Genomic DNA, 13,940 nt, shown 5'->3' on the forward strand with positions numbered 1-13,940 from the left:
GGGGGACCCTGTGGGAGAGTAGGACGCCGCCGAACTCCTTTTGAACAGTTAAGCCCCGTGCCCTTGTGGCACGGGGCTTTTCTGCGTTCCCGACCTCTTCGCCGGCGCACCGCGGCGGGGAAGCGCGGGGGCACGTCCAGGAGCCGGCGCGTACCCGGAACGCCGCTGGTGGGCGGGATGGTGACGGTGCGACAGGCGGTTTTGCACACCCCCTGATTCAGGGTATGCTTTAGCTCGTTGCCGCAGGGCAGCAAGGCCCCAATAGCTCAGTCGGTAGAGCGTCTCCATGGTAAGGAGAAGGTCTGCGGTTCGATTCCGCATTGGGGCTCGTACAGAACGAAAGGCCCCCGCCCAGTGGCGGGGGCCTTTCGCATGTACGGGGTCGTTCCGGGCTGTTCGGGTCCGACAGGCGCTACCCGGCGACCTGCGGCTCGGGGACGCGCATCGCGAGGATGGCCATGTCGTCGGAGGCCGGCTCGGCGGCGAACCGCTCCACCGCCCGCAGAATGCGTGCCGCCACCGCACCGGCCGTCAGGCCCGTGCAGTTGGCCAGCACCTCCGCCAGTCCGTCGTCACCGAGCATGCGGGTGCCCTCCCTGCGTTCGGTGACCCCATCGGTCACACACAGCAGGACGTCGCCCGGATTCAGGGTCACCGTCTGCTCGTACAGCTCCAGGTCCTCGATGACGCCCAGCAGGGGCTGCGGCTCCGCCGCCGCCTCGACCGAGCCGTCCTGGCGCAGGCGCAGCGGCAACGGATGGCCGGCACAGACCACCTTCAGGCGGGCGCTGCCGTCCTCCTGGGGCCACAACTCCCCGTACAGAAGGGTCAGGAAGCGGCTGCGGGCGCCCTCGTCGAGGATGGCGGCGTTCAGTCGCTCCAGGACGGCCGGGCCGCCGAAACCCTCGCGGGCGAGCAGACGCAGCGCATGACGGGCCAGACCCGTGACGGCCGCGGCCTCGGGGCCCGTACCGCAGACATCGCCGATGGCGAACCCGTACGCGCCGTCGCGGATCGGGAAGACGTCGTAGAAGTCGCCGCCCACCTCGTTGCCCTCACCGGCCGCCCGGTAGATGACCTCGATCTCAACGTTGGGCACGTCGGGCAGGCCCGGCGGCAGCAGGCTGCGCTGCAGGGACTGACTGATCGCCGTGCGCTCCGAATAGAGACGGGCGTTGTCCAGCGCCAGGGCGGCCCGTCGGGACAGGTCCTCGGCCAGTTCCAGGATCTCCTGGCGGAAGTGGTCGTCGGACGGCTTGCCGAGCGTGAGCATGCCGATGACCCGGTTACGGGCCACCAGCGGGAGGACCACGGTCTCCCCGCCCACCGCGGCCGCGGTGGCGAGCGTCGTACGGATGCCCGCGCCGAGCCCGCCGGGGTCACCGAGACCGATGCTCCGCATCGATGTGCGCAGGGCGGCCTGATGGGCGGCCTCGGACGGCGCGGACCAGACACGCGCGCCGGGGGTCGGCACCGGTTCCGGCGGGGAGATCTTGGAGAGCAGGGCCTTGAGGCCGTCGATGCGCTCCTCGTCCTCGTGCAGTACGTAGGAGAGGTAGGGGTCGGAGGCCTGGTCGGCGATCGTGTACACGGCGCACCACGTGGCCAGGGTGGGGACGGTCATCTGCGCCATCAGCGCGAGGGTCTGGTCCCGGTCGAGCGTGCCGGCCAGCAGGTCGGACGCCTCGACGAGGAAGGACAGCGAGCCGCGGCGCAGCCGTTCCAGCTCTCCCAGGCGGGCGGACTCGACGGCCAGCGCGATCCGGTCGGCGGCGAACTGGAGGCGCAGGGCCTCCTCGTTCGAATACCGGCCGGCGGCCTCGGCCGCGACGCCCAGGGAGCCGGTGAGGCGGCCCTCGACCTTCAGCGGGACCGTGACCACCGAGCGCATGCCCGTGTCGACGAGCAGCGGGACGGCACCGGGCACCGCGTCCAGGTCCTCGTGGACGGCGGGCATGCGCGCCGAGCCGTACCGTCCGGTGCCGGTCTCGACGGGGACGCGGGCGAAGCGCTGACGGGCGGAGGGCAGGCCGGTCGTGGCCCGCACCTCCAGTTCGGTCTCGTCGTCCGTCGCCAGCAGCAGGAAGGCGGCGTCGGCGTCGAGCATGTCGCGGGACCGCTCGACGGTGCGCTGGAGCAGCCCGTCGAGGTCGTCGGGGGCGGGGGAGCCGATGAAGACCTCGAACGGGTCCGTCGTACGGCTCTCGGTGTTCGCGTCGGAGACCGGGGTGCGTACCGGGGACTGGAGCACGGCCCGCTCGTAGTCGCGCACCAGCAGGCACACCGTGGAGGGCTCGCCCCCGGTGTCCCGCACGCGCAGGTGCGAGCCGTAGACCTGGATCGTGCGGCCGTCGGCGGCCCGGATCCCGTAGCTGCCCTCCCAGCGCGAGAGGCGCAGCGCGTCGGCGATGCCGGTGTTGGTGCCCGGGGTCTGCGGCCAGGCGGTGAAGTCGGTGAACTGTTTGCCGGTGACCTGATCCGCGGTGTGCCCGAACAGATACGCGGCGTCGTCGTTCCACGCCGCGATGGCGCCCGAGCTGGCGATCTGCACGACGGCGACCCTGACCCGTTCGTCGGTGACGGGGAGCAGGCCGACGGGGAGCAGCGGGCCCGCGGAGCGGATGCCCACCGGCCGGTCGGGGAGATCGAGCTGGAACCAGACATGTTTGTGCGTGGGGGAGTACTCGACCCCCCAGCGGGAAGCCAGCGCCGCGCAGAGCAGCAGGCCCCGGCCGTTCTCCCGGTCGGGGCTGCCGAACTCCAGCCCCGCGGACTGCAGCGGGATCTCCCGTTCCGGATAGTGGTCGGATACCTCGACCCGGACACCGTCCTCCGTACGCAGGCACAGCACGTCCGCCGCCGTGCCCGCATGGACCACCGCGTTCGTGACGAGCTCGCTGGTGAGGACGACGGCGTCGTCGACGACGTCCGCGTACCCCCATCCCTGGAGCGTGTCGCGGACGAAGGAGCGGGCCGTCGCGACGGAGCGCCCCACCGGTTCGAAGGTGGCCGCCGCGCGCGCCGTGATCACAGCACTCCCCATATGGTGTCTCGTCGCTTCCCCGAGTCCTGTGCCCGTTTCTCGCCACTTCGATGCGCCTGCCAGGCTAGACGCTCCGCCCACGTGACGGATACACGAGGGCCGGGTTCGGGCAAGGACGGGCAGAAACAAGCCAGTGACCGGACAAGTGCGGACTTCCCGGTCGATGGAGGGGGGACAACCATGGGAGGTTCCACCTCGACAGGTTCCGGCCTGGTACGTTTCAACGATTTGACGTCCGCATGGTCACCCGCCGACGGTGGGCCGTGGCGATGAGCCACAGTGGATGTGGGCAAGCTCTCGGACAAGGGCCGAGCGATTCGGTCAACCCCTGCGGGAGGGACACGGTGGAGTCTGACGTGGCGGCGCGGGGAACAGGCACGCGCAGTAAAGGCGGACAGCCCGTGAAGAAGCAGCGCAATGGAACGGTCGAGGTCGACGCCGCCGCACTCGGCAGACTGCTGTCCGGTCTGGTGGCCATGCGCGACGGGAACTTCCGCAGGCGGGTGACCGTCTCCGGCGACGGTGTCATGGCGGAGCTCGCAGCGGTCTTCAACGAGGTCGCCGACCGCAACGTCCACCTCACCGGTGAGCTCGCGCGCGTACGGCGCGTGGTCGGCCGGGAGGGCAAGCTCACCGAGCGGCTGGAGACGGGGGCCTGTGAGGGCTCCTGGGCCGCCGCGATCGACGCGTCCAACGAACTGGTCGACGACCTCGCCCGTCCCGTGTCGGAGGTCGGGCGGGTGCTGTCGGCGGTGGCCGACGGCGATCTCGAACAGCGGATGGAGCTGCGTTCGCACACGGCGGACGAGACGGTACGGCCGCTGCGCGGCGAGTTCCTGAAGGTCGCCCGGACGGTCAACAACCTCGTCGACCAGCTGTCGGCGTTCACCGAGCAGGTGACGCGGGTCGCGGTCGAGGTGGGCACCGAGGGCAAGCTGGGCGGCCAGGCCCAGGTGCGCGGCATGTCCGGGTCCTGGAAGGACCTCACGGACTCCGTGAACACCATGGCCTACCGGCTGACCGCGCAGGTGCGCGACATCGCCCTGGTGACGACGGCGGTCGCCAAGGGGGATCTGTCGCGCAAGGTCACCGTCCATGTGGCCGGTGAGATGCTCCAGCTGAAGAACACCGTCAACACGATGGTCGACCAGCTGTCGTCGTTCTCCTCCGAGGTCACCCGGGTCGCCCGCGAGGTGGGCACCGAGGGTGAGCTGGGCGGCCAGGCCACGGTGCCGGGCGTGGCGGGGGTGTGGAAGGACCTCACGGACTCCGTCAACACGATGGCCGGCAACCTCACCTCACAGGTGCGCGGCATCGCGGAGGTGACGACGGCGGTCGCCAACGGCGACCTGTCGCAGAAGGTCCGGGTGAGCGCGCGCGGCGAGGTCGCGCAGCTCGCCGAGACGATCAACCAGATGACCGAGACGCTGCGCACGTTCGCTGACGAGGTCACGCGGGTGGCCAGCGAGGTCGGTGGCGAGGGCCTGCTGGGCGGCCAGGCGCAGGTGCCGGGTGCCGCGGGCACCTGGAAGGACCTCACCGATTCGGTGAACACGGTCTTCCGGAACCTGACGACCCAGGTGCGCGACATCGCCCAGGTGACCACGGCGGTCGCCAGCGGTGACATGACGCAGAAGGTCACCGTCGACGTGGCCGGCGAGATGCTGGAGCTGAAGAACACCGTCAACACGATGGTCGACCAGCTCCAGTCCTTCGGTTCGGAAGTGACCCGGGTGGCCCGGGAGGTCGGGGTCGAGGGCCGGCTGGGCGGCCAGGCGGAGGTGCCGGGCGCGGCGGGCACCTGGAAGGACCTCACGGACTCCGTCAACACGGCGTTCCGGAACCTGACGGGCCAGGTGCGCGACATCGCCCAGGTGACGACCGCGGTCGCCAACGGCGACCTGTCGCAGAAGGTCACCGTCGACGTGGCCGGCGAGATGCTGGAGCTGAAGAACACCGTCAACACGATGGTGGCGCAGCTGTCCTCCTTCGCCGACCAGGTGACGCGCATGGCGCGGGACGTGGGCACGGAGGGCCGCCTCGGCGGGCAGGCGCGGGTCGACGGCGTCTCCGGCACGTGGAAGGAGCTCACCGACTCCGTCAACTTCATGGCGGGGAACCTGACCTCCCAGGTGCGCCAGATCGCGCAGGTGACCACGGCGGTGGCGCGGGGTGACCTGTCGCAGAAGATCGACGTGGACGCCCGCGGGGAGATCCTGGAGCTGAAGAACACCATCAACACGATGGTCGACCAGCTCTCGGCCTTCGCCGAGCAGGTGACCCGGGTGGCCCGCGAGGTGGGCACGGACGGGCGTCTCGGCGGTCAGGCACAGGTGCCCGGAGTGGCCGGCGTGTGGCGCGATCTGACCGATTCGGTGAACGGCATGGCCGGGAACCTCACCGCTCAGGTCCGTAACATCGCCCAGGTCGCCACGGCGGTGGCGCGGGGTGACCTGTCGCAGAAGATCGACGTGGACGCCCGGGGCGAGATCCTGGAGCTGAAGAACACCCTCAACACGATGGTCGACCAGCTGTCGAACTTCGCCGAGCAGGTGACCCGCGTCGCCCGTGAGGTGGGTACCGAGGGCATCCTCGGCGGCCAGGCCGAGGTGCAGGGGGTGTCCGGCACGTGGAAGGACCTCACCCAGTCCGTCAACGGCATGGCGAACAACCTGACCCTTCAGGTCCGCAACATCGCCGAGGTCACCACCGCGGTCGCCAACGGGGATCTCTCCAAGAAGATCACCGTCGACGCCAAGGGCGAGATCCTCGAACTGGTCACCACCGTCAACACGATGGTCGACCAGCTGATGAACTTCGGCGACGAGGTGACGCGAGTGGCCCGCGAGGTGGGCACCGAGGGCATCCTCGGCGGCCAGGCGCGGGTCCGAGGCGCGACGGGCATCTGGAAGGACCTCAGCGAGAACGTCAACCTGATGGCCAACAACCTGACCAGTCAGGTGCGGAACATCTCCCGGGTCTCGTCCGCGGTGGCCAACGGCGACCTGACGAAGAAGGTCACCGTGGAGGCGCGCGGAGAGGTCGCCGAGCTGGCCGACACCGTCAACACCATGGTGACGACCCTGTCGTCGTTCGCCGATGAGGTGACGCGAGTCGCCCGCGAGGTGGGCACGGAGGGCGAGCTGGGCGGCCAGGCGCGCGTCCCCGGGGTCTCCGGTACGTGGAAGGACCTCACCGAGTCCGTGAACTCGATGGCGTCCAACCTGACCGGTCAGGTGCGCCAGATCGCCACCGTCACCACCGCCATCGCCAAGGGTGATCTCACCAAGAAGATCGACATCGATGCGCGCGGGGAGATCCTGGAGCTGAAGAACACCATCAACACGATGGTCGACCAGCTGTCGTCCTTCGCCGAGCAGGTGACCCGGGTGGCGCGTGAGGTGGGCACCGAGGGGCAGCTGGGCGGTCAGGCGCGGGTGCGGGACGTGGACGGCACCTGGCGCGACCTCACCGAGTCGGTGAACGAGATGGCCGGGAACCTGACCCGTCAGGTGCGGGCCATCGCGGCCGTCGCCACCGCGGTGACCCGCGGCGATCTCAATCTCAAGATCGATGTGGATGCCGCGGGCGAGATCCAGGCGCTGCAGGACAACATCAACACGATGATCGCCAACCTGCGCGACACGACGGCCACCAACAAGGAGCAGGACTGGCTCAAGGGCAACCTCGCCCGGATCTCCGGTCTGATGCAGGGGCGGCGCGATCTGGACGACGTGGCCTCGCTGATCATGAGCGAGCTGACCCCCGTCGTCTCCGCCCAGCACGGTGCCTTCTTCCTCGCCACGTCGACCGGGGACACCGACGCGCTGGGTGCGGAGGGCGGCAAGGAGGGCGCGTACGAGCTCCGTATGCGGGGCAGCTACGGCTATTCCGCCGGTTCCATGCCGACGTCCTTCCGCCCTGGGGAGACGCTCATCGGCACGGCGGCCGAGGAGAAGCGGACGATCCAGGTGGACAACGTGCCGCCGGGCTACCTGAAGATCTCCTCCGGTCTCGGCGAGGCGCCGCCCGCGCATGTGATCGTGCTGCCGGTGCTCTTCGAGGGCAAGGTCCTCGGAGTGATCGAACTGGCCTCGTTCCAGCCGTTCACCCACATTCAGCGGGACTTCCTCAACCAGCTCGCCGAGATGATCGCCACGAGCGTCAACACGATCAGCGTCAACACCACGACCGAGAAGCTGCTGGAACAGTCGCAGGAGCTCACCGAGCAATTGCGCGACCGGTCGCAGGAGTTGGAGAACCGGCAGAAGGCCCTCCAGGCGTCCAACGCCGAACTGGAGGAGAAGGCCGAGCTGCTGGCCCAGCAGAACCGCGACATCGAGGTCAAGAACACCGAGATCGAGGAGGCGCGCCAGGTCCTGGAGGAACGCGCCGAACAGCTCGCGGTCTCCATGCGTTACAAGTCGGAGTTCCTGGCGAACATGTCGCACGAGTTGCGGACGCCGCTCAACTCGCTGCTCATTCTGGCCAAACTCCTGGCGGACAACGCCGAGGGCAATCTGTCGCCCAAGCAGGTGGAATTCGCCGAGACGATCCACGGGGCCGGTTCCGACCTGCTCCAGCTGATCAACGACATCCTCGATCTTTCGAAGGTCGAGGCGGGCAAGATGGACGTCAGTCCGACCCGGATCGCGCTGGTACAGCTGGTCGACTACGTGGAGGCGACATTCCGGCCGCTCACCGCGGAAAAGGGGCTGGACTTCTCCGTACGGGTCTCGCCGGAACTCCCGGCCACGCTGCACACCGACGAACAGCGGCTCCTTCAGGTGCTGCGCAATCTGCTGTCCAACGCGGTGAAGTTCACCGACAGCGGCGCCGTCGAGCTGGTGATCCGGCACGCGGGCGCCGAGGTGCCGAACGCGATTCGTGAGCAGTTGCTGGAAGCCGGTTCCCTGCGGGACGCCGAAGCGGATCTCATCGCCTTCTCGGTGACCGACACCGGTATCGGGATCGCGTCCAGCAAGATGCTGGTGATCTTCGAGGCGTTCAAGCAGGCGGACGGGACGACCAGCCGCAAGTACGGCGGTACCGGCCTCGGTCTCTCCATCAGCCGGGAGATCGCACGGCTGCTGGGTGGCGAGATCCACGCGGCGAGCGAGCCCGGCCGCGGTTCGACGTTCACGCTGTACCTGCCGCTGCACCCGAGTGAACTCCCGCCGCAGGGATACCCGCAGATCGGTCCCGGGCCCATCGAGGTGCACGGCGTGGCGGTCGAGAGCGGCCGGCTGCCCGAGGCGGGGCAGGTCCCGGGGCAGGTCCCGGCACCGGGCTTCCCGACCTTCGGGGAGGCATCGGGGACGCCGGGCAACGCGTTCGACCAGGGGGGCGCGGCGGGACTGTCGCGGCGTCGGCGCAAGGCGCTGGGCGGTGCGCGGCAGCAGCCGTCGCTGCCGCCCCGAGCGCCCTCCGCGACGGACCGGCCGGCCCCGCAGGAGCAGCCCTGGACACTCGGTGGCCAGGACGAGCCCGAAGTCCGCAGGACGTTCAGGTTCGGCGGCGAGAAGGTGCTCATCGTCGACGACGACATCCGCAACGTCTTCGCGCTCACCAGCGTGCTGGAACAGCACGGCCTGTCGGTCCTGTACGCGGAGAACGGGCGCGAGGGCATCGAAGTCCTGGAGCAGCACGACGATGTGACGGTCGTGCTGATGGACATCATGATGCCGGAGATGGACGGCTACGCGACGACCTCGGCGATCCGCAGGATGCCGCAGTTCGCCGGCCTGCCGATCATCGCGCTGACCGCGAAGGCGATGAAGGGCGACCGCGAGAAGGCGATCGATTCCGGAGCATCCGACTACGTCACGAAGCCGGTCGATTCCGATCATCTTCTTTCAGTTATGGAGCAGTGGATGCGCGGAGAGTGATCGCCAGTTGCGCGAATCGATCGTGATGTGTTGAGCGGTCGTGTCGGAAGGAGTGTGGGAACGCGGTTTCCGGGGAACCTTCTGGTCTCCCACCGCGTTTTCCCTGTGTGCACAGTGACATCGCGGTGACAGGGTGTGGTGACGGGCGGGGTGCGGCTACCATGACCGGCACAAGGACGGACGGCGTAAGGGAGCCGTCCTCTGGGGCGGCGCCCGGTGCGATTCCGGGACGAGGAGGGCGGGCCATGGTGCAGAAGGCCAAGATCCTCCTGGTCGATGACCGGCCGGAGAATCTGCTGGCGCTGGAGGCCATCCTCTCTGCGCTCGATCAGACACTGGTGCGGGCATCGTCAGGGGAGGAAGCGCTCAAAGCGCTGCTCACGGACGACTTCGCGGTCATTCTGCTGGACGTCCAGATGCCGGGCATGGACGGTTTCGAGACCGCCGCGCACATCAAGCGGCGGGAGCGGACCCGGGACATCCCGATCATCTTTCTCACCGCGATCAACCACGGTCCGCATCACACCTTCCGGGGCTATGCGGCCGGCGCGGTGGACTACATCTCGAAGCCGTTCGACCCCTGGGTGCTGCGCGCCAAGGTCTCGGTCTTCGTCGAGCTGTACATGAAGAACTGCCAGTTGCGTGAGCAGGCGGCGCTGCTGCGGCTCCAGCTGGAGGGCAACGGGCACGCGGGCGCGCACCACGAGAAGGAGCCCGTCGGACTGCTGGCCGAACTCTCCGCACGGCTCGCGGCGGTCGAGGAGCAGGCCGAGGCCCTGTCCAAGCAGCTCGACGACGAGTCGGCGGACGCCGCGGCCGTGGCCACCGCCGCTCACCTCGAACGGAAGCTCACCGGGCTGCGGCGGGCACTGGACGCGCTGCAGCCCGGCACCGGAGCCGGGCCCGCCACGCTCCCCTCGTAACGCGGCGGTGGACCGTAGCGCCCCTTTCCGTCAGGCCGCTTCGGGCAGGCGATACGGCAACTGGCCGGAGGGCGGGGCTGTTCGGCGAGTGTGTCCCGGTTCGGACCTTTCCGGCCGGGTGGTGTTCCGCCTCCCGGTGCGTGAGGGCGCGTCAGTTTCCGGCCGCCGTACGGCGACACGGTCGGGTGAACCGGCCCGCGCACGTGTTCACTGCCGTAGACACCGGTAACCTCGGCCCCATGGCCTCACGTACGTCCGGCAAGGGTTCCCAGGGCACGGCGGGCACCGCGAAGCGTGCCGGCCGTGCCCCGGGACCGGCGAAGAAAGCCGCGCCCGCGAAGAAGACGGCGGCGAAGAAAGTCGCGCCCGCCAAGAAGGCGCCCGCGAGGAAGGCGGTCGCCAAGAAGGCCGCCGCACCCAAACCGGCGCCGTCGCCCACCAGCGGTGTGTACCGGCTGGTGCGCGCCGTCTGGCTCGGAACGGCCCATGCCGTCGGTGCGATGTTCCGCGGCATAGGGCGCGGCGCCAAGGGGCTCGACCCCGCCCACCGCAAGGACGGGGTCGCGCTGCTGCTCCTCGGTCTCGCGCTGATCGTGGCCGCGGGCACCTGGTCGAATCTGCGCGGCCCGGTCGGCGACCTCGTCGAGATGCTCGTCACCGGCGCCTTCGGCCGGCTCGACCTCCTCGTGCCGATACTGCTGGGCGCCGTGGCCGTACGGCTGATCCTGTATCCGGAGAAGCCCGAGGCCAACGGCCGCATCGTCATCGGGCTCTCCGCGCTGGTCATCGGAGTGCTCGGGCAGGTCCACATCGCGTGCGGATCGCCGGGGCGCGAGGACGGCACCGAGGCCATGCAGGACGCCGGCGGCCTCATCGGCTGGGCCGCCTCCAAACCGCTGATCTTCACCATGGGCGAGGTGCTCGCCGTACCGCTGCTCCTGCTCCTGACCGTCTTCGGCCTGCTGGTCGTGACGGCGACGCCGGTGAACGCCATTCCGCAGCGGCTGCGGCTGCTCGGTTCCAAGCTGGGGATCATCGATCCCGTGTACGACCCCGAGGCGCTGGACGAGGACGACGACGAGCGCTACGACGAGCAGTGGCGTGAGGCGCTGCCCGCCCGTTCGCGCCGCTCCTCCGTCCGCCGCCCCGATGCGCCCGAGGGGTACGACCCCGACCGGGCGGAGACCGACGCGCTCTCCAAGCGCCGCAGGCCGCGCAGGCCGTCCGTGCAGCCGGCGATGAACCGCACCATGGACGCCGTGGACGTCGCGGCCGCCGCGGCCGCCGCCCTCGACGGGGCGGTGCTCAACGGCATGCCGCCCTCGCCGGTCGTCGCCGACCTCACCCAGGGCGTCTCGGCCGACCGCGAGCGCGTGGGCACTCCGGTGCCGGGCGCCAGGGAGGCGGAGCCGGTGCGGAGGCCGGGGGAGCGGGCCGAGAAGGCCCCCGCGCCCGCCGGGGGCGTCCCCGATCTGACCAAGCCGGTCCCCGACCGGTCGCAGGCGCAGCCGCTGCCGTCCCGCGCCGAACAGCTCCAGCTCTCCGGCGACATCACCTACGCGCTGCCCTCGCTCGACCTGTTGGAGCGCGGCGGTCCCGGCAAGACCCGCAGCGCCGCCAACGACGCGATCGTCGCGTCCCTGACCAACGTCTTCACCGAGTTCAAGGTCGACGCCGCCGTCACCGGCTTCACCCGCGGCCCCACGGTGACGCGGTACGAGGTGGAACTCGGGCCCGCCGTGAAGGTGGAGCGGATCACGGCGCTGGCCAAGAACATCGCGTACGCCGTCGCCAGCCCCGACGTCCGGATCATCTCCCCCATCCCGGGGAAGTCCGCGGTCGGCATCGAGATCCCCAACTCCGACCGGGAGATGGTCAATCTCGGCGACGTACTGCGGCTCGCGGACGCCGCGGAGGACGACCACCCGATGCTGGTCGCGCTCGGCAAGAACGTCGAGGGCGGCTACGAGATGGCGAACCTCGCCAAGATGCCGCACGTCCTGGTGGCCGGTGCGACCGGTTCCGGGAAGTCCTCCTGCATCAACTGCCTGATCACCTCGGTGATGATAAGGGCGACGCCGGAGGACGTCCGGATGGTGCTGGTCGATCCCAAGCGCGTCGAGCTGACCGCGTACGAGGGCATCCCGCACCTGATCACGCCGATCATCACCAACCCCAAGAAGGCCGCCGAGGCCCTGCAGTGGGTCGTGCGCGAGATGGACCTGCGCTACGACGACCTCGCCGCGTTCGGCTACCGGCACATCGACGACTTCAACCACGCCGTGCGCACCGGCAAGCTCAAGACGCCGGAGGGCAGTGAGCGGGAGCTGTCGGCGTACCCGTACCTGCTGGTGATCGTCGACGAGCTGGCCGACCTCATGATGGTGGCCCCCCGGGACGTCGAGGACTCGATCGTCCGCATCACCCAGCTGGCCCGCGCCGCCGGAATCCATCTGGTGCTCGCCACGCAGCGCCCCTCGGTGGACGTCGTCACCGGTCTGATCAAGGCGAACGTGCCCTCCCGGCTCGCGTTCGCGACCTCGTCCCTGGCCGACAGCCGGGTCATCCTCGACCAGCCCGGAGCCGAGAAGCTCATCGGAAAGGGTGACGGGCTGTTCCTGCCGATGGGTGCGAACAAGCCGACCCGTATGCAGGGCGCCTTCGTCACCGAGGACGAGGTCGCGGCGGTGGTCCAGCACTGCAAGGATCAGATGGCCCCCGTCTTCCGCGACGACGTGGTGGTCGGGACGAAGCAGAAGAAGGAGATCGACGAGGACATCGGCGACGACCTGGATCTGCTCTGCCAGGCCGCCGAGCTGGTCGTCTCCACCCAGTTCGGGTCCACCTCGATGCTCCAGCGCAAGCTGCGGGTGGGGTTCGCGAAGGCCGGCCGGCTGATGGACCTGATGGAATCGCGGAACATCGTCGGTCCCAGCGAGGGCTCCAAGGCGCGTGACGTGATGGTGAAGCCGGACGAGCTCGACGGGGTGCTGGCGGTGATCCGTGGAGAAACCGGTTCGTGAGGTTTCGCGGGCAACCGTTTCGCCGGGCCGTACGTCAAGTTGAAAGGAGGGACAGCAGGATGTCCCTCCCCGGGGCGGTCCGGCGAATCCGACTCTGTTCGAATCTGATGGCGTACAAAGTCCTTCCTCCCGGTTGCCCCACCCTTTCGTACCCCCCCTAGACTGAACACCCAGCAGGTGGCTCACGCTCGAAAGGCGCCCCCGTGTCCATCGGCAACTCCCCCGAAGACGACCGGCCTTCCATCGGTCGAGTGCTTCAGCAGGCTCGCATCGCCGCAGGTCTCACGGTCGAAGAGGTCAGCACGTCCACCCGGGTGCGCATCCCCATCGTGCACGCGGTCGAGCAGGACGACTTCTCCCGCTGCGGCGGCGACGTGTACGCCCGCGGCCATATCCGAACGCTCGCGCGTGCCGTAGGCACCGATCCGGAACCGCTGGTCGCGCAGTACGACGCCGAGCACGGCGGCCGTCCCGCGCCCACACCGGCGGCACCCCTGTTCGAAGCTGAGCGGATCCGTTCCGAACCGCGTCGGCCCAACTGGACCGCGGCCATGGTCGCGGCCATCGTGGCCGTCGTCGGATTCGTCGGTTTCACCTTCTTCAAGGGCGGTGACGATTCTTCGACGGCCGGCCAGGTCGCCGAAGGACCGACGTCCGACAAGATCACGCCCAAGCCGGCGTCCAGCAAGCCCGTCGATCCCAAGCCCGCCCCCTCGGACAGTGCCATCGCGGCAGCGCCCCAGGACAAGGTGACGGTCAGGCTCAGCGCGAGCCGGGGCAAGAGCTGGATCTCCGCCAAGGACCACAACGGCCGGTCCCTCTTCGACGGAACCCTCCAGCAGGGCGAGTCGAAGACGTTCCAGGACAAGGAGCGGGTCGACCTCGTTCTCGGTGACGCCGGATCGATCGAACTCTTCGTCAACGGCAAGAAGGTCGAGGACCAGTTCAAGCCGGGACAGGTCGAGCGGCTCTCCTACACCAAGGGCGACCCCGAGGTCGGCTGACCGCGGGATCCGGCAGCAGTTTCTGAGGCGGCGGGCGCCCGGCCATCGTGCCGGGCGCC

At 69.4% G+C, this 13,940-nt stretch carries 5 protein-coding genes and 1 tRNA gene; 5 read left to right on the plus strand and 1 reads right to left on the minus strand.

The window, feature by feature from the left end; all coding sequences use genetic code 11:
* Positions 1-255 precede the first annotated feature (255 nt).
* Positions 256-328, plus strand: a tRNA-Thr gene (locus ABZ454_RS38245).
* A gap of 84 nt (positions 329-412) precedes the next feature.
* Here the strand turns inward: ABZ454_RS38245 and ABZ454_RS38250 are convergent.
* Complete coding sequence (locus tag ABZ454_RS38250; RefSeq protein WP_356322041.1) at positions 413-3,031, minus strand: SpoIIE family protein phosphatase; 2,619 nt, start codon at positions 3,029-3,031, stop codon at positions 413-415.
* A gap of 413 nt (positions 3,032-3,444) precedes the next feature.
* Between ABZ454_RS38250 and ABZ454_RS38255 the strand changes: the two genes are divergently transcribed.
* The 4 genes from ABZ454_RS38255 (at position 3,445) to ABZ454_RS38270 (ending at position 13,881) form a co-directional block, all read left to right on the plus strand.
* Complete coding sequence (locus tag ABZ454_RS38255; RefSeq protein WP_359544041.1) at positions 3,445-8,931, plus strand: HAMP domain-containing protein; 5,487 nt, start codon at positions 3,445-3,447, stop codon at positions 8,929-8,931.
* A 245-nt stretch (positions 8,932-9,176) separates the two neighbouring features.
* Complete coding sequence (locus tag ABZ454_RS38260; protein ID WP_356322039.1) at positions 9,177-9,854, plus strand: response regulator; 678 nt, start codon at positions 9,177-9,179, stop codon at positions 9,852-9,854.
* 239 nt (positions 9,855-10,093) lie between these two features.
* Complete coding sequence (locus tag ABZ454_RS38265) at positions 10,094-12,877, plus strand: DNA translocase FtsK (protein WP_359544042.1); 2,784 nt, start codon at positions 10,094-10,096, stop codon at positions 12,875-12,877.
* 203 nt (positions 12,878-13,080) lie between these two features.
* A complete protein-coding gene (locus ABZ454_RS38270; RefSeq protein ID WP_356322037.1) occupies positions 13,081-13,881 on the plus strand; it encodes a RodZ domain-containing protein in 801 nt (266 codons plus the stop codon).
* Positions 13,882-13,940 lie beyond the last annotated feature (59 nt).

The organism is Streptomyces sp. NPDC005803 (genome assembly GCF_040630435.1).
Lineage (GTDB): Bacteria > Actinomycetota > Actinomycetes > Streptomycetales > Streptomycetaceae > Streptomyces.